This window comes from Enterobacter sp. B79-1, assembly GCF_057444735.1.
This window is the reverse complement of sequence record NZ_JBYAZJ010000007.1, coordinates 45,016-62,189: the sequence shown is the minus strand read 5'-3', so window position 1 is coordinate 62,189 and position 17,174 is coordinate 45,016. Positions and strand designations below refer to the sequence as shown.

The window sequence follows — 17,174 nt, the reverse complement described above, 5'->3', positions numbered from 1 at the left end:
CCGGCTCACATACACTTAAATGATGCGCTGCTGCTCGCGGGCCATTCTTTTTTTCCGTGCATCGCACGGTTCCGGGCAATCGCACACCTTTTCCATCCCAAGGGATGAAATACCGCCACAGCTGCCCTGAATGCTTTTACGCTTGATGATCCAGCCTAACGACATGCCGAGCACCACCAGCACAAACACCGCGAATGTTGCCAGAAACGTCAGCATCATCAGCCTCCAAAATCATCAAGCATGATGTTCTCATCTTCGACGCCAAGATCTTTAAGCATCTTAATCACGGCGGCGTTCATCATCGGCGGACCACACATATAGAACTCGCAGTCTTCCGGTGCCGGGTGCTGTTTGAGGTAGTTTTCGTACAGCACGTTGTGGATGAAGCCCGTATAGCCCGTCCAGTTATCTTCCGGCTGCGGATCGGAAAGCGCCACGTGGAAGGTAAAGTTAGGGTTTTCACGCGCCAGCTGTTCAAACTCGTCGTCGTAGAACATCTCGCGCAGGGAGCGTGCCCCGTACCAGAAGCTGATTTTACGCTTGCTGCTTAGACGTTTGAGCTGGTCAAAAATGTGCGAGCGCATCGGGGCCATACCGGCACCGCCACCGATAAAGACCATTTCCGCGTCGGTATCTTTGGCAAAGAACTCACCGAACGGACCGGAGATCGTCACTTTGTCGCCTGGCTTAAGGGACCAGATATACGACGACATCACGCCCGGCGGTGCATTCGGCACATTCGGCGGCGGCGTGGCGATACGCACGTTGAGCATGATAATGCCCTTCTCTTCCGGATAGTTAGCCATGGAGTAAGCACGCAACGTCGGCTCTTTTACTTCGGAAACAAAGCGGAAGAGATTGAATTTGTCCCAGTCGGCCCGATACTCCTCGGGCACGTCGAAGTCGGCATACGCCACGGTGTGCGCCGGACAATCAATCTGGATATACCCGCCCGCGCGGAACGGAACGCTCTCTCCTTCAGGGACACGCAGCTTAAGCTCTTTAATGAAGGTGGCTTTGTTATCGTTAGAGATAACCTCGCACTCCCATTTTTTGACGCCGAAGATCTCTTCCGGCAGCTCAATCTTCATGTTCTGGCGCACCGCGACCTGACAGGCGAGACGGCACCCCTCTTTCGCTTCACGCTTCGTGATATGGGAAAGTTCAGTTGGCAGGATATCACCGCCGCCCTCTTTCACCGTCACACGGCACTGCCCGCATGAGCCACCGCCGCCGCAGGCTGACGAGACAAAGATCCCATTGCCCGAGAGCGTATTGAGCAGTTTGTCCCCTGCCGGGGTACGGATCTGATTTTGCGGGTCATCGTTGATATCAATAATGACATCACCAGCGTTCACCAGCTTCGCACGCGCCGCCAGAATCAGCCCTGACAGCACCAGAACAATCAGCGTGAACATCACCACGCCAAGAATAATTTCCATCTGTTAGCCCTTATAGCTGCACACCGGAGAAGGACATAAAGCCCAACGCCATCAGGCCGGTGGTGATAAAGGTGATCCCTAAGCCACGCAGACCCGCAGGCACGTTGGCATATTTCATTTTTTCGCGGATCCCCGCCATGGTCACAATCGCCAGCATCCAGCCGATGCCGGAACCGAAGCCATAGACCACGGATTCGCTGAAGTTGTAATCGCGCTGAACCATAAACGAGACGCCGCCGAAGATGGCGCAGTTCACCGCGATCAGCGGCAGGAAGATCCCCAGCGCGTTGTACAGCGACGGGAAATACTTATCGAGGATCATCTCAAGGATTTGCACCAGCGCCGCGATCACGCCGATAAAGGTGATGAAGTTGAGGAAGCTGAGATCGACCCCTTCCACTAGCGCGCCGTCCCGCAGCACGAAGTTGAACACCAGGTTGTTAATCGGAACCGAAAGCCCCAACACAACGGTGACCGCCACGCCCAGGCCAAATGCCGTGGAGACCTTTTTAGACACGGCAAGAAATGTACACATGCCGAGGAAAAACGCGAGCGCCATGTTTTCAACAAACACCGCGCGCACAAATAAACTCAGGTAATGAGCCATTGTCGGTTACTCCTTTTCCTGCTGTTCAGGCTTCAACGTACGAATCAGCCAGATCAGCAAACCGATAATGAAAAATGCGCTTGGCGCGAGCAGGAACAGGCCGTTCGGCAGATACCAGCCGCCGTTCTGCACCGTGTCCAGCACCGTGATGCCAAACAGCTTGCCGCTGCCAATCAGCTCGCGCAGGAACCCTACCGTCAGGAGGATCACGCCGTAGCCGAGGCCGTTGCCGATACCGTCCATAAAGCTCGCGAGCGGCGGCATCTTCATGGCGTAAGCTTCTGCGCGGCCCATCACGATACAGTTGGTGATAATCAACCCGACAAACACCGAAAGCTGTTTTGATGTTTCGTAGGCAAAAGCGCGCAGCAGCTGATCGACCACGATCACCAGCGAGGCGATGATCGCCATCTGCACGATGATCCTCACGCTGTTGGGGATGTGGTGGCGGATCATCGAGATAAACATGCTGGAGAACGCCGTGACCAGCGTGACCGCCAGCGTCATCACCACCGCCGTTTCCAGCTTGGTCGTCACCGCCAGGGCTGAGCAGACACCCAGCACCTGCAGCGTGATCGGGTTATTGGCGAGCAGCGGGCCAATGAGCACCTTTTTGACTTCTTTCAGTTCACCCGTATCAGCCATTATTCAGCGCTCCTTCACGTACGTTTTTCAGGAAAGGACCAAAGCCAAGTTCGCCCATCCAGAAATCAAAACTGTGCTGCACCCCGTTTGAGGTGAGCGTCGCCCCTGAAAGGCCGTCAACGGCGAATTCATCCCCGGGACGCGCCCCCCCTTTCACGACTCTCAGAGCAGGCTGACCGCTATCGTCGAGCACTTTTTTGCCGACAAACTGTGCCCGCCAGTTAGGGTTCTCAACTTCGCCACCCAGCCCTGGCGTTTCGCCCTGATCGTAATAGGTAATGCCTTTGACCGTGCGGCCATCGGTATCCAGTGCCACAAAGGCATACATCATTGACCACAGCCCGTTGCCGTAAATCGGCAAAACCACTTCCTGTACGCGTTTTTGCTCGTCACGCACCAGGTAGATCTCCGCAATGTTGCTGCGGCGCTTTATACCTGCCGGATCCTGCGATGCGTCAAGCACGGTGCTCATCTGCGGATCTTTCAGCGCCAGCGCCTGGTTATACTTCGCCGGGTCTTTATCCATCAGCTCACCGGTTTTTAGATCCACCAGCCGCGCGGTAATACGTTCGGCAAACACGTCTGCGACGTCGTCCTTCGTCATGCCTTCCTGCATCAGCCCGGCCACGGCGAGAATGTTACGCTGTTTATCCAGCGCGCGTTGCTCCTGCTGCAGCGGTTTTAACCCCACGGCAGACCCCGCAACCACAATGGAACAGACCAGACACAGTACCAGCACCACCAGCAGCGTTTTGCTGATGCTGTCGTTATTTTTAACCTCAGCCACGCGCCTTCCTCCGCTTAATGTTGGCACGCACGACCAGATAGTCGAACAGCGGCGCAAACAGGTTGGCAAACAGAATGGCCAACATCATCCCTTCCGGATAGGCCGGGTTGACCACGCGAATCAGGACACACATCACGCCGATGAGCGCGCCGTAACACCATTTACCTCTATCGGTAAACGAGGCCGAGACGGGATCGGTCGCCATGAACATCATGCCGAACGCAAAGCCTCCCAGCACAAGGTGCCAGTACCACGGCATGGAGAACATCGGGTTAGTGCTTGAACCAATGAGATTGAACAGCGTTGCGGTCAGCACCATGCCGAGCATGACGCCTGCGACGATGCGCCAGGAGGCCACACGACCAAACAGAATGATGGCCCCGCCAAGCAAAATCATCAGGGTAGACACTTCGCCAATGGAACCCGGAATGTTGCCTATAAAGGCATCGAACCAGGTGACCGGCTGGCCGGTAGCATTGTTAACCAACGTTTCGCCGCCGCCTGCCGCCCACTGTGAAAGCGGCGTTGCGCCGGAGAAACCGTCGGCTGCCGTCCACACCAGGTCGCCGGAGATCTGCGCCGGGTAAGCAAAGAACAGGAACGCGCGCCCCGCCAGTGCCGGGTTGAGGAAGTTGCGTCCGGTCCCGCCGAAGATCTCTTTGGCAATCACCACGCCGAAACTGATGCCCAGCGCCGCCTGCCAGAGCGGCAGCGTCGGGGGAACAATCAGGGCAAACAGAATAGAGGTCACGAAGAAGCCTTCGTTGATCTCATGTTTGCGAATAATGGCAAACAGCACTTCCCAGAAGCCGCCCACGATAAAGACCGTGATATAGATTGGCAGGAAGAATACCGCGCCCAGCGTCATCATACTCAGCCAGCCCGCGTCGGGCGCAAAGCTTACCCCCAGCGACTGCGCCAGACGGTAATGCCAGTCGGACTGGATCACCTGCGCCAGCTGCTGTGCATCGTACATGTGGTGCAGTGCCGGAATGGTCTGCAAGCCGACGTTGTACATGCCCCAGAACATGGCCGGGAAGACGGCAAACCATACCAGGATCATCATTCGCTTGAGATCGATGGCGTCGCGCACGTGCGCCGCCCCTTTCGTCACCAGCCCCGGCGTGTAGAAAATGGTCGTTGTCGCTTCATACAGCGGGTAGTACTTTTTGAGCTTCCCTTCGGTAAAGTGCGGCTCAATTTTTTCAAAGAGGTGTTTTAAGCCCATCGTTATCCTTCCTGCTCAATGCGGGTTAACACCTCGCGCAATACGGGTCCGTATTCGTATTTGCCTGGACACACATAGGTACAGAGCGCCAGATCTTCTTCGTCCAGCTCCAGGCAGCCCAGCGCCTGCGCGCCGTCGGTATCGCCAGCAAGGAGATCGCGCAGCAGCACGGTAGGCAGAATATCCAGCGGCATTACGCGCTCGTAGTTACCAATGGGTACCATCGCACGCTCACCGCCGTGGGTGCTGGTGGAGAAGTTGAAAAGCTTACGGCGCAGGAAGTGACCCAGCGTGGTGCGGGTGACGGAGTATTTTTCTGCACCAGGCAGAACCCAGCCGAACAGCTCTTTCTCACGCCCTTCCTGAACGATGCTCACCTGCAGATGGAAGCGCCCCAGATAAGCCTGCGCGGCAACGGCATGACGGCCACTGAGTACCGAACCGGAAATCAGGCGGTTTTCACCCGCTTTGGTTTCATCGGTCAGCAGCTCATTGATATCTGCACCTAATAGCGTCTTCACCAGACGTGGGTTTGTCGCCTGCGGTCCACCAATGGCGATCGTGCGTTCTGCACACAGCTCACCCGTGGTAAAGAGCGTACCTATGGCAATCACATCCTGATAATTCAGATGCCAGACCTGTTTTGTCAGGCTCACCGGTTCAAGGAAGTGGATGTGTGTGCCAACCAGCCCCGCCGGATGCGGGCCAGCAAACTCATTAAACGTGACCTGCCCCTGCGGATGGCCGCCAAGCTTGCCACCGCTCGCCTGGCAGACATGAACTTTCCCGGGTGTAAGGCGCGTTAAAAGGGTCAACCCGGCATCAAACGCCTTGCGCTGCGCCAGGATAATAGGCTGCGGATCCGCACCGAGCGGATTGGTGTCGATGGCGGTAACGAAAATAGCCGCCGGTACGGTTCCCGGAACCGGTGACTTGCTAAAGGGGCGGGTGCGAAGTGATGTCCACAACCCCGACGCCAGCAGCTGCGCATGCACGGATTCGCGGCTGAGTGTCGCGAGGTCGGCCACATCAAAACGTGCAAACTCGCGCTGCTCATCGCCTTCAAGACGGATCACAACGGATTGCAGCACGCGGCGTTCACCGCGATGAATCGCCACAACGGTGCCGCTGGCCGGGGCCGTAAACAAGACGCCCGGATTTTTTTTATCCTCGAAGAGCGCCTGGCCTTTTATGACGCGATCGCCCTCTTGCACCAGCATCGCCGGGCGCATCCCCACATAATCGTCGCCCAAAATAGCGACATGGCGAACGCTGGCCCCTTGTGCGACGTGCTGATCGGGCACACCGGAAATAGGCAGATCAAGTCCTTTTCTTATTCTAAACATGTAGTTAGCAGGTATCCATGAACAACAATCCAGAGGGGGTGAAGTGTACCATTTTCGTCCCTGAGGGGGCAGAAGATCCGCCTCCTGGGGCGCCAAAATGCGAGCTATTACGCAAAGTTCCTGGAGTCAGGGCGATTTGAATGGGTTATAAAGTAAAACTAATTTGTAAACACAAAGGTTGGCTCTTGCGAAAATCTTTATCGGTGCTAATGTGAGCGCTCCTGTCCAGATTAATCTGATTTCGGGTCTCTTTTGCCGTCCTGGCAATTTGGTCATGGTTTTATCAAGGAACTAGTAGTATGCGTAAAATCGCATTGTTCATTGCGATGCTTCTGATGCCGTGCATGTCGTTTGCCGGACTGCTCAGCAGTAATAGCTCAACGACACCGGTTAGCAAAGAATATAAACAACAGCTGATGGGATCCCCGGTTTATATTCAAATCTTCAAGGAAGAACGCACTCTCGATCTGTTTGTGAAAATGGGCGAGACATATCAGCTGCTTGATAGTTACAAAATTTGTAACTACTCCGGTGGTCTGGGGCCAAAACAGCGTCAGGGCGATTTCAAAAGTCCGGAAGGGTTTTACAATGTTCAGCGTAGTCAGCTAAAACCTGACAGCCGCTTCTATAAAGCCATTAACATTGGCTTCCCGAATGCCTATGACCGTGCACACGGTTATGAAGGTAAATACCTGATGATCCACGGTGCCTGCGTGTCTGTCGGCTGTTATGCGATGACCGACTCCGGCATTGATGAGATTTTCCAGTTTGTCACGGGCGCGCTGGTCTTTGGGCAGCCTAACGTACAGGTCAGCATCTATCCGTTCCGCATGACGGACGCCAACATGGCGCGTCATAAGTACTCCTACTACGCGGATTTCTGGAAACAGCTGAAGCCAGGTTACGACTACTTTGAGCAGACCCGCAAGCCACCGGTGGTCTCTATCGTCGATGGTCGTTACGTGGTCAGCAAGCCGCTGAGCCACGAAGTCGTCCACCCGCAGCTGGCGTCAAATTACACGGTCCCCGAGACAAAATAGCACCCACTCGCCTGGCATAATCTTTTGCCAGGTTTCGTTGCCCGTCAGCGGCTGCGTTGCGATAACAGTGACCACATCGTTCGGTGTGGTCTCCTTCTGAAAGTCTATCTCCACATCCTGATCGAGCAGCGTCGCAACGCCAAACGGCGCGCGGCGGGTGATCCAGAACAGATTCGTTGAGCAGAACGCCATCACATAGCGCCCGTCAGAAAGCAGCATGTTGAACACGCCTTTTTCACGCAGTTCAGACGCCAGCGTCGCGATATATTTGAATACGGCGGCCATGTTGCCGGGCGTGCGGGGATAGCGCTCCGTCAGCTTGTGCAGCAGCCAGCAGAAGGCTTTTTCGCTGTCCGTTTCGCCGACCGGGCGGAAATTGCCCGTCTCCAGCGACTTATAGCCCGTAAGCTGCCCGTTGTGCGCGTAGGTCCAGTTACGGCCCCACAGTTCACGGGTAAACGGATGGGTATTTTCCAGCGCCACTTCGCCGCGGTTTGCCTGACGGATGTGGGCGATCACCGAGCGGGACTTGATGGGGTAGTCCTGCACCAGTTTGGCAATCGGTGAGTTGAAGCTGGGCTGTGGATCTTTGAACGTGCGACACCCTTTGCCTTCGTAGAAGGTGATGCCCCAGCCGTCTTTATGCGGCCCGGTTCCTCCACCGCGCTGAACCAGCCCGGTGAAACTAAAGCAGATATCGGTTGGCACATTAGCGCTCATCCCGAGCAGTTCGCACATACAACACCTCCACAAAACGCCTTAACGCGGGAAGGCGTAATTGTTGCAGCCAGTTTGGATTCGGACAGCGCGCAGAAACCGGAGCGTACACGTAGTACGTGAGGATTTCGAGCACTGCCCGGATTCAAAATGGCAAATAAAATAGCCTTCTTACTTAACCATCTCTTTTTCGATCAGTTGGATCAGGATATGGATCACTTTGATGTGAATTTCCTGAATACGGTCAGCATAACCGAAGTGCGGAACGCGGATTTCAACGTCCGCTGTACCGTCCATCTTACCGCCATCTTTACCTGTCAGGGTGATGACTTTCATCCCTTTTTCACGCGCGGCGGCGATCGCTTTGATCACGTTGCCGGAGTTGCCAGAGGTCGAGATCCCCAGCAGCACGTCGCCTTCACGGCCTACCGCTTCAACGTAGCGGGAGAAGATGTGGTCGTAACCGAAGTCGTTGCCTACGCAGGAGATGTGGCTCACGTCGGAAATCGCAATCGCCGGGTAGCCCGGACGGTTTTCGCGATAGCGTCCGGTCAGCTCTTCGGCGAAGTGCATGGCGTCACAGTGGGAGCCACCGTTACCGCAGGAGAGCACTTTGCCACCGGCTTTGAAGCTGTCGGCCAGCAGGACCGCTGCGCGCTGAATAGCGTGAATATTGGCATCATCTTTCAGAAAGTTCGCCAGCGTTTCCGCCGCTTCGTTCAGTTCGTTACGAATAAGATCCTGGTACATGAGGATAATCCTTCAGTATTGATGAAATAACACAGTGGAGTGTACCGGATAGCGTCAAAAGCGAGAAGCTAAAGCCATGCGAATCGTCCGGCGTTTTGTTTTTTCGTGCCGACGAAAACGCGAACAATGTGAACCAGGTTGTAATTATTTTGTAAACACATTGCTAAAGGAATTTACATCAACTACAACCATATCATCACAAGTGGTCAGACCTCCTACAAGCAAGGGAGCTTTTCTTTATGATGATTTTGAGCATTCTCGCAACCGTTGTACTGCTCGGTGTGCTGTTCTATCACCGCGTAAGTTTATTCCTGAGCAGCCTGATTCTTCTGGCCTGGACGGCTGCGCTTGGCGTCGCAGGTCTCTGGAATATCTGGCTTTTAGTCCCTCTTGCCATCATTCTTCTGCCGTTTAACCTGGCACCGATGCGTAAGTCGATGATCTCCGCGCCGGTGTTTAAAGGCTTCCGCAAAGTGATGCCGCCAATGTCACGCACTGAGAAAGAAGCGATTGATGCGGGCACCACCTGGTGGGAAGGCGATTTGTTCCAGGGCAATCCTGACTGGAAAAAGCTGCACAACTATCCGCAGCCGCGTCTGACCGCTGAAGAGCAGGCCTTTATTGACGGCCCGGTGGAAGAGGCGTGCCGCATGGCAAACGACTTTGCCATCACCCATGAAATGGCCGATCTGCCGCCAGAGCTGTGGGCATATCTGAAAGAACATCGCTTCTTCGCGATGATCATCAAGAAAGAGTACGGCGGTCTGGAGTTCTCCGCTTACGCTCAGGCTCGCGTCCTGCAAAAGCTGGCGGGCGTTTCCGGGATCCTGGCGATTACCGTTGGCGTGCCTAACTCCTTAGGCCCGGGCGAACTGCTGCAGCATTACGGTACCGAAGAGCAAAAAGATCACTACCTGCCGCGTCTGGCACGCGGTCAGGAAATCCCTTGCTTCGCGCTGACCAGCCCGGAAGCGGGCTCCGATGCAGGCGCGATCCCGGATACCGGCGTGGTCTGCATGGGCGAATGGCAGGGTGAACAGGTGCTTGGCATGCGCCTGACCTGGAACAAGCGTTATATCACCCTGGCGCCTATCGCCACCGTACTGGGTCTGGCCTTTAAGCTCTCTGACCCGGAAAAACTGCTGGGCGGCGATGAAGATCTGGGCATTACCTGTGCGCTGATCCCAACCTCTACCCCAGGCGTTGAAATTGGTCGTCGTCACTTCCCGCTGAACGTGCCGTTCCAGAACGGTCCAACCCGCGGCCAGGATATCTTCGTGCCGATTGACTACATCATCGGCGGTCCGAAAATGGCCGGTCAGGGCTGGCGTATGCTGGTGGAATGTCTGTCTGTGGGTCGCGGCATTACCCTGCCGTCGAACTCAACCGGCGGTCTGAAGTCGGTAGCGATGGGGATTGGTGCGTACGCCCACATCCGCCGTCAGTTCAAAATCTCCATCGGCAAGATGGAAGGTATCGAAGAGCCGCTGGCGCGTATCGCGGGCAATGCCTACGTGATGGATGCCGCTGCTTCTCTGATTACCTACGGCATTATGCTGGGTGAAAAACCGGCCGTGCTGTCCGCAATTGTGAAGTACCACTGTACCCACCGCGCGCAGCAGTCGATCATTGACGCGATGGATATTGCAGGCGGTAAAGGCATTATGCTCGGCGAAGGCAACTTCCTGGCGCGCGGCTATCAGGGCGCACCGATTGCCATCACCGTGGAAGGGGCAAACATCCTGACCCGCAGCATGATGATCTTCGGTCAGGGCGCAATTCGCTGCCATCCGTACGTGCTGGAAGAGATGGCCGCCGCGCAGAACAACGACGTGGATGCCTTCGATAAGCTGCTGTTCAAACATATCGGTCACGTGGGCAGCAACAAGGTGCGCAGCTTCTGGCTGGGCCTGACGCGCGGCCTCACCAGCGCGACGCCAACCGGCGATGCGACCAAACGTTACTACCAGCATCTGAACCGACTGAGCGCCAACCTGGCTCTGCTGTCTGACGTCTCCATGGCGGTGCTGGGCGGTAGCCTGAAGCGTCGCGAACGTATCTCTGCCCGTCTGGGCGACGTACTGAGCCAGATCTTCCTGGCCTCGGCGGTCCTGAAGCGCTACGACGACGAAGGCCGTCAGGAAGCGGATCTGCCGCTGGTGCACTGGGGCGTGCAGGATGCGATGTATCAGGCCGAACAGGCGATTGACGACCTGCTGGCGAACTTCCCGAGCCGCTTCGTGGCGGGTGCCCTGCGCGCGGTGATCTTCCCAACCGGACGTCACCATCTGGCACCGTCCGACAAGCTGGACCACAAGGTAGCGAAGATCCTGCAGGTACCGAGCGCAACCCGCTCCCGTATCGGTCGTGGTCAGTATCTTGAGCCGACGCCGCATAACCCGGTGGGACTGCTGGAAGAGGCGCTGCTGGACGTGATGGCCGCCGATCCGATTCACCAGAAGATCTGTAAACAGCTGGGCAAAAACCTGCCGTTTACCCGTCTGGACGAACTGGCAAAACAGGCGCTGGCCGGTGGCATTATCAATAAAGATGAAGCCGCTCTGCTGGTGAAAGCCGAAGAGAGCCGTCTGCGCAGTATTAACGTGGATGATTTCGAACCGGACGAGCTGGCGACGCAGCCGGTAAAGCTCCCGGAGAAGCACCGCAAACCTGAAGCAGCGTAACGCGTTTCGCTTGTACAAACCCCGCCTCGCGCGGGGTTTTTTATTGCCACATTTTCTCGTAATGACGTGCTACAGTGTCAAAAAGCGGTCTTTTGAGGAGTCTGTATCGTGCCTGGTTTGAAGATTTCGATTTTGCAGCAACCTTTAGTGTGGATGGATGGCCCCGCCAACCTGCGCCACTTTGATCGTCAACTGGAAGAGATTACCGGGCGTGATGTGATTGTCCTGCCGGAGATGTTCACTACCGGCTTCGCCATGGAAGCGGCGAAACAGTCGATGCCTCAGGACGAGGTGGTCGCCTGGATGCAGACCAAAGCGCAGGAGACCAACGCGCTCATTGCCGGTAGCGCCGCGCTACAAACCGAACGCGGACCGGTGAACCGCTTCCTGCTGGTGGAGCCGGAAGGAAAGGTGCACTTCTACGATAAACGCCACCTGTTCCGCATGGCGGATGAGCACCATCACTATGAAGCGGGTAACGAACGCGTGGTGTTCGAGTGGCGCGGCTGGCGTATTTTGCCGCTGGTCTGCTACGACCTGCGCTTCCCGGTGTGGTCGCGCAACCGCAACGATTACGACCTGGCGCTGTACGTCGCCAACTGGCCTGCGCCGCGTTCGCTGCACTGGCAGACGCTGCTGGCGGCGCGCGCTATAGAGAACCAGGCGTACGTGGTGGGCTGTAACCGCGTGGGAACCGACGGCAACGGGCATCACTACCGCGGCGACAGCCGGGTGGTGAATCCGCAGGGAGAAATTATTGCCACCGCCGAGCCGCATCAGGCGACGCGTATTGATGCCGAGCTGTCGTTGACGGCGCTGAAGGAGTATCGGGAGAAGTTTCCGGCGTGGCAGGATGCGGATCCGTTCAGTATTGGGTGAAAAAAAGCCGGGTGGCGGCTACGCCTTACCCGGCCTACATAGAGCACAGCGTAGGCCCGGTCAGCGCAGCGCCACCGGGCGTTAATTAACTCACCAACGCCTGCCCGTCTTTGCGGCTTTCCGTCGCGGCCACGTAGTGCCCTTCCGGCAGGCGGTAAATCACCTGCGCACCGCCGAAGTTGTAATCCTGAAGCGGATCTTCCACCACGATCTGATGCCCCCGTTCGCGCAGCGCGGCAATCGTATTGCGATCGAACGTTGATTCAACGATCACCTCCCTGCCCTGCACCACGCGCCAGCGCGGGGCGTCAATCGCCGCCTGCGGGTTTTGTCCGTGCAGCATAATGCGCAGCGCCATCTGCATGTGCCCCTGCGCCTGCATCGGGCCGCCCATCACGCCAAAGGACATCAGCGGCTGGCCGTTGCCGTCCATCGCAAAGCCCGGAATGATGGTATGGAACGGACGCTTGCTGCCCGCCAGCGCGTTCGGGTGATGTGGATCCAGCACAAACCCGCAGCCCCGGTTTTGCAGGCTGATCCCGGTGTCCGGCACCACGATGCCTGATCCAAAGCCCATATAGTTGGACTGAATAAACGAGACCATCATCCCGCTGGCGTCGGCGGTGCTGATGTAGACCGTGCCGCTCTGCGTCGGGGAGCCGTAGACAAAATCAGAGGCTTTATCGTGGTCGATAAGCGCGGCGCGCGACTTCAGATAAGGGTCGCTCAGCAGCTCTTTCGCCGCGAACGCCATGTGTTCTTCATCCGCCACGTAGCGGTCGAGATCCGCCAGCGCCAGCTTCATCGCCTCGATGGAGAGATGAAGAGACTGCACGGAATCCGGATGATGCTTCTCAATGCCGCACTGCTCAAGAATGCCCAGCGCAATCAGCGTGGCGATCCCCTGGCCGTTTGGCGGCAGCTCCTGCACCGAACCGCCCGCGAAGTCGCGCGACAGCAGCTGGACCCAGTCCACGCGGTGGTTTGCCAGATCCTCAGCCGTCAGGTGCGCGCCGTGCTCTTTGGCAAAAGCGGCGATTTTCTGCGCCAGCTCGCCGCGATAAAACGCGTCGCCGTTGGTTTTCGCAATCAGCTCCAGCGAGTTCGCCTGCGCCGGGTTACGGAAGATTTCCCCCACGCGCGGGGCGCGGCCTTCCGGTGCGAAGCAGGCGCTGAAGCCCGGCTGATCCTTCAGCTTGTTATAGCCGCGCTGCCAGAGATGGCCAATCAGCGGGGAGACCGGGAAGCCGTTGCGCGCATAGTCAATGGCGGGCTGCGCCAGCGTGGTCAGCGGCAGCGTGCCGAAGCGTTCCGCCAGCGCGACCCAGCCGGATACCGCCCCCGGCACGGTCACCGCGTCCCAGCCTATTTCCGGCACCGCGGTTTTACCGGCAAACAGATCCGCATGCCAGCTCGCAGGCGAACGACCGGACGCGTTCAGGCCGTGCAGCTTTTCACCGTCCCAGACGATGGCAAAGGCGTCGCTGCCGATCCCGTTGCCGGTCGGCTCAACCACCGTCAGCGCCATCGCGGTGGCAATGGCCGCATCCACGGCATTCCCGCCCAGCTGCAGCATCTTCATGCCTGCCTGTGCCGCCAGCGGCTGCGATGTCGCAACCGCGTTATGGCCCAGCATCGGCGGGCGTCGTGAAGCGTAACCGGACGTAAAATCAAGCGCTTTGGTCATCATGACTCCTTAGTCGTGGCGCGGATCGAGCGCATCGCGCAGCCCGTCGCCGAGTAAATTAAAGCCCTGCACGGCAAGGAAAATCGCCACGCCGGGGAACACGGACATCCACGGCGCCTGCTCAAGAAACCCTTTCGCGGTATTGAGCATGGACCCCCAGGACGGATTGGGCGGCTGCTGTCCCAGCCCTAAAAACGACAGGCTGGCTTCGGCGATAATCGCCGAGGCAATCGCCAGCGTGGCCTGCACCAGGATCGGTGACATCACGTTTGGCAGGACGTATTTAATGATGATCCAGCGATCCGGCAGGCCAATCGCCCGCGCGCCGTCGATGTACTCTTCGTTGCGAATGGCGATCACCTGGCCGCGCGTCAGGCGGGCGAAGATCGGCATCGCCGAAAGACCGATGGCGATCATCGCGTTGGTCAGGCTCGGGCCCAAAAATGCCCCCAGCGCGATCGCCATGATCAGGAACGGACAGGCCAGCAGCGCCTCGATAAAGCGCGAGATCACCCCGTCCCACATCTTCTGGAAGTAGCCCGCCATCAGCCCCAGCGGCACGCCGATAACCACCGCAATCACCACAGACATACAGCCCGCCATCAGCGAGGTGCGCGCCCCCCAGATAATGCGGGATAAAATGTCGCGCCCCAGCTCGTCGGTGCCGAACCAGTACATCGCCGACGGCGCTTTGCGCACCGCCAGAAAGTTGGCTTTAACCGGGTCGAACGGGGCAATCCACGGTGCCAGCAGCGCCACCAGCACAAAGAACCCCACGACCACCGCGCCAATCACCGCGCTTTTATTGCCGAGGAATTTCTTCAGCACCCGGTTCTGCGCGCGCGGCAGCGCGGGGGTAACGGTTTGCGTTGTCAGTTCCGCCATGGTTAACCTCGCATTTTCGGGTTGATAAGGACGTAGAGCACGTCGGCCAGCAGGTTGAGCATCAGGAAGCCAATCGCCACGATCAGCACCACGCCCTGCACCACCGCGTAGTCACGGTTGAATACCGAGTCGACGATCATCTTGCCGAAGCCCGGAATGGTGAAGACCTGCTCGGTCAGCACCGCGCCGCCCAACAGTTCGCCGAACAGCAGCGTGGTGAGGGTGATCACCGGCACCAGCGCGTTGCGGAACGCGTGCTTCAGGATCACCGCCTTCGGCAGCAGCCCTTTCGCCCGCGCGGTGCGAATGTAGTCCGCCTTCAGTACCGCAATCATCGAGGCGCGGGTGTGGCGCATCAGCGTTGCCGCGAGCCCCGTTCCGAGCACGGACGCGGGCAGCAGCAGCGTGCGCAGGTTCTGGAGCGGATCTTCACTGAACGGCACGTAGCCGGACGCGGGTAGCCACTGCAGGTTTACCGAAAAGACCAGAATCAGCAGGATCCCCAGCCAGAAGTGCGGGATCGAGATCCCCGAGATCGCCACGAAGTTCGCCCCGTGATCGACCCAGCTGTTTTTGTTCACCGCCGCGAGGATCCCCATGCTGATGCCAAACACCAGCGCGATAATCATCGCCAGCAGCGACAGCTCCAGCGTGACCGGCAGCTTGCTGGCGATAAGCTGCGTCACCGGTTCGTGCGTGCGTAAGGAGACGCCCAGATCGCCCTGCAGCGCCCGCGTCAGCCAGTGAAAATACTGCACGGGGATCGGCGCATCGAGGTTCAGCTCCGCGCGCAGCTGGGCGATCACCGCCGGGTCGCGCTCCTCCCCGGCCATGGCGATCAGCGGGTCGCCGGGCAGCAGCTTTTGCAGCCCGAACACCATCATGCTCACCAGCAATAGCGTCGGGACGGCCAGCAGCAGACGTTTGCAAATCAGTTCCAGCATGGGTTCTCCTCAGGACGTTTATTTCGCCAGCGTCAAACCGGCCAGACGCACGATGCCGTCCGGGTACGGCTTAAAGCCCTGCACGCTTTTGTTCAGGCCAAAAATGCGCGGCTCAAAGTAGAGGTAGGCAATCGGCATATCGGTCTGGAGCTGCTTCACCACCTTGTCGTACAGCGGCTGGCGTGCGGCCTGGTCGGTGCTCTGGCGCGCCTGGGTCAGCCATTCATCGACCTGCGCGTTGCTGTAGCGGCCGTCGTTAAGCGTGCCTTTGCTGTTGATAAAGCCGTAGATGCTGCCGTCCGGATCCGGGCGTCCCGACCAGCCGGAGAAGCTCAGCTGATAGTCACCGCTCTGCTGGCGATCGAGCAGCGTGGCAAATTCGGTCATTTGCAGGTTCAGGGTGAAACCGGCCTCGGCGACCATCGCCTGCAATACCTGACCCACCTGCTGCGAGGTTGGGTTGTTTGGCACCAGCAGGTTGACGGTCAGCGGCGCGGTCACACCGGCGGCTTTCAGCAGTGCTTTTGCTTTGTCGACGTCACGCGGCGGCACCGGCAGGTTAACGTGATACGGGCTGACCGGTGAAAACGCCTGGTTGGCCGGGGTGTAGAGCCCCTCAAAGACCACCTGGTTTAACGCATCGCGGTCGATGGCCTGAGAAAACGCCTCGCGCACGCGAGCGTCCTTGAACGGATCGTTCGCCGGTACCTTGCCGTTGTTGATATTGAAGGTGATGCCCTGATAGCCCAGACCGGTCACCTTCGCCAGCGCCAGCTTGCTGTCGGCTTCGACGGTTTTAACGTCGCTGGCGGCGATGCCTTCGGTCAGATCAAGATCGCCCGCACGGAGGTTCGCGAGGCGCACGGAGGCATCCGGGATCGGCAGATAGATAATTTTGTCGAAGTGGTAGGCGCCTTTGTTCCAGTAGTTGTCGAAACGGGTCAGAACGATGCGGTCCTGGGACACGCGGCTGTCGAACTTGTACGGGCCGGAACAAACCGGATGGGCGGCAAAGCCAGGCTTTTTCGCCGCCTCGGGGGCCATCATCGCGCCCGCGCGGTCGGTGAGCTGCATCAGCAGCGCGGCATCCGGCGTTTTCAGGTGCAGCGCAATCTGCATCGGGCCGGTGACCTCTACCGACTCCACCGACGAGATCTCGCTTTTACGCAGGGAGCCTTTCAGGGTCAGGGCGCGGTCGAGGTTGTATTTTGCGGCGGCGGCATCGAATTTCTCACCGTCGTGGAAGGTGACCCCGTCTCGCAGATTGAGCGTCAGGGTTTTACCGTCCTCGCTCCACGCCCAGTCTTTAGCCAGACCGGGGACAACCTTCAGGTTTTCATCCACGTCCACCAGCCTGTCGCAGAGAGAGGCAAAGACGAAGCGGCCATAGTAGGTGCGCGCCAGATGCGGGTCGAGCATGTCCGGGTCAGCGCCCAGACCGATTCGCAGCACGCTTTCAGAATGGGCGGGCAGCGCCGCGCCAAGCAACATAACACTTCCCAGTACGGTCAAAAGAGAATTACGCATTGTCAT

The 17,174-nt window shown here is 58.1% G+C and carries 16 protein-coding genes; 3 read left to right on the top strand and 13 right to left on the bottom strand.

The genetic code is table 11. The features are described from left to right. Positions 1 to 15: 15 nt before the first annotated feature. Genes nqrM through AC2T6E_RS17970 form a run of 7 tightly spaced genes read right to left on the bottom strand, consistent with a single transcriptional unit; the run spans position 16 to position 6,055 of the window. The gene (gene nqrM / locus AC2T6E_RS18000; RefSeq protein WP_029484987.1) at positions 16 to 216 is read right to left on the bottom strand and encodes a (Na+)-NQR maturation NqrM; all 201 of its coding nucleotides are present in this window, start codon (positions 214 to 216) and stop codon (positions 16 to 18) included. A 2-nt stretch (positions 217 to 218) separates the two neighbouring features. Then, positions 219 to 1,442 carry an NADH:ubiquinone reductase (Na(+)-transporting) subunit F gene (nqrF, locus tag AC2T6E_RS17995; protein ID WP_089598130.1) on the bottom strand — a complete coding sequence of 408 codons (1,224 nt, stop codon included), beginning with the start codon at positions 1,440 to 1,442 and terminating at the stop codon, positions 219 to 221. A 10-nt stretch (positions 1,443 to 1,452) separates the two neighbouring features. Continuing rightward, the gene (gene nqrE, locus AC2T6E_RS17990; RefSeq protein ID WP_003863217.1) at positions 1,453 to 2,049 is read right to left on the bottom strand and encodes an NADH:ubiquinone reductase (Na(+)-transporting) subunit E; all 597 of its coding nucleotides are present in this window, start codon (positions 2,047 to 2,049) and stop codon (positions 1,453 to 1,455) included. 6 nt (positions 2,050 to 2,055) lie between these two features. Then, positions 2,056 to 2,694 (bottom strand): NADH:ubiquinone reductase (Na(+)-transporting) subunit D, encoded by a 639-nt coding sequence (locus AC2T6E_RS17985; RefSeq protein WP_014882676.1) that lies wholly within the window; start codon positions 2,692 to 2,694, stop codon positions 2,056 to 2,058. Further along, positions 2,687 to 3,481 carry a Na(+)-translocating NADH-quinone reductase subunit C gene (locus AC2T6E_RS17980; protein ID WP_148400256.1) on the bottom strand — a complete coding sequence of 265 codons (795 nt, stop codon included), beginning with the start codon at positions 3,479 to 3,481 and terminating at the stop codon, positions 2,687 to 2,689. The genes AC2T6E_RS17985 and AC2T6E_RS17980 overlap by 8 nt, the downstream gene beginning before the upstream one ends. Next, positions 3,474 to 4,709, bottom strand: a complete 1,236-nt coding sequence (locus AC2T6E_RS17975) for an NADH:ubiquinone reductase (Na(+)-transporting) subunit B (protein ID WP_460212532.1) — start codon at positions 4,707 to 4,709, stop codon at positions 3,474 to 3,476. The genes AC2T6E_RS17980 and AC2T6E_RS17975 overlap by 8 nt, the downstream gene beginning before the upstream one ends. A 2-nt stretch (positions 4,710 to 4,711) precedes the next feature. After that, positions 4,712 to 6,055: a Na(+)-translocating NADH-quinone reductase subunit A gene (locus AC2T6E_RS17970; protein ID WP_486692723.1), complete on the bottom strand. Its 1,344-nt coding sequence runs from the start codon at positions 6,053 to 6,055 to the stop codon at positions 4,712 to 4,714. Between the two features lie 299 nt (positions 6,056 to 6,354). On the opposite strand from AC2T6E_RS17970, the gene dpaA reads away from it, so the two are divergent. Continuing rightward, positions 6,355 to 7,095: a peptidoglycan meso-diaminopimelic acid protein amidase gene (dpaA, locus tag AC2T6E_RS17965; RefSeq protein ID WP_174340776.1), complete on the top strand. Its 741-nt coding sequence runs from the start codon at positions 6,355 to 6,357 to the stop codon at positions 7,093 to 7,095. On the opposite strand, the gene AC2T6E_RS17960 is transcribed toward dpaA, so the two are convergent. Both AC2T6E_RS17960 and lpcA read right to left on the bottom strand, forming a co-directional pair. Beyond that, complete coding sequence (locus tag AC2T6E_RS17960; protein ID WP_010427885.1) at positions 7,066 to 7,833, bottom strand: class II glutamine amidotransferase; 768 nt, start codon at positions 7,831 to 7,833, stop codon at positions 7,066 to 7,068. The two genes, dpaA and AC2T6E_RS17960, sit on opposite strands and share 30 nt — an antisense overlap. Before the next feature lie 150 nt (positions 7,834 to 7,983). Continuing rightward, positions 7,984 to 8,562 carry a D-sedoheptulose 7-phosphate isomerase gene (gene lpcA / locus AC2T6E_RS17955; RefSeq protein ID WP_010427884.1) on the bottom strand — a complete coding sequence of 193 codons (579 nt, stop codon included), beginning with the start codon at positions 8,560 to 8,562 and terminating at the stop codon, positions 7,984 to 7,986. 239 nt (positions 8,563 to 8,801) lie between these two features. Between lpcA and fadE the strand changes: the two genes are divergently transcribed. Further along, on the top strand, positions 8,802 to 11,246 hold the full coding sequence (gene fadE, locus AC2T6E_RS17950; RefSeq protein ID WP_460212530.1) for an acyl-CoA dehydrogenase FadE: 2,445 nt from the start codon (positions 8,802 to 8,804) through the stop codon (positions 11,244 to 11,246). A 108-nt stretch (positions 11,247 to 11,354) separates the two neighbouring features. Beyond that, a complete protein-coding gene (locus AC2T6E_RS17945) occupies positions 11,355 to 12,125 on the top strand; it encodes an amidohydrolase (RefSeq protein ID WP_010427882.1) in 771 nt (256 codons plus the stop codon). A gap of 85 nt (positions 12,126 to 12,210) precedes the next feature. Here AC2T6E_RS17945 and AC2T6E_RS17940 read toward each other — a convergent pair whose 3' ends face one another. The 4 genes from AC2T6E_RS17940 to AC2T6E_RS17925 are packed head-to-tail and all read right to left on the bottom strand — an operon-like array spanning position 12,211 to position 17,174. Beyond that, positions 12,211 to 13,812 (bottom strand): gamma-glutamyltransferase family protein, encoded by a 1,602-nt coding sequence (locus tag AC2T6E_RS17940; RefSeq protein WP_312960869.1) that lies wholly within the window; start codon positions 13,810 to 13,812, stop codon positions 12,211 to 12,213. A gap of 9 nt (positions 13,813 to 13,821) precedes the next feature. Beyond that, the gene (locus tag AC2T6E_RS17935; protein WP_253179420.1) at positions 13,822 to 14,697 is read right to left on the bottom strand and encodes an ABC transporter permease; all 876 of its coding nucleotides are present in this window, start codon (positions 14,695 to 14,697) and stop codon (positions 13,822 to 13,824) included. Positions 14,698 to 14,699: 2 nt separating this feature from the next. Continuing rightward, positions 14,700 to 15,641, bottom strand: coding sequence for an ABC transporter permease (locus tag AC2T6E_RS17930; protein ID WP_008500268.1), 942 nt, complete (start codon positions 15,639 to 15,641; stop codon positions 14,700 to 14,702). A gap of 18 nt (positions 15,642 to 15,659) precedes the next feature. Continuing rightward, a complete protein-coding gene (locus AC2T6E_RS17925) occupies positions 15,660 to 17,174 on the bottom strand; it encodes an ABC transporter substrate-binding protein (protein WP_486692718.1) in 1,515 nt (504 codons plus the stop codon).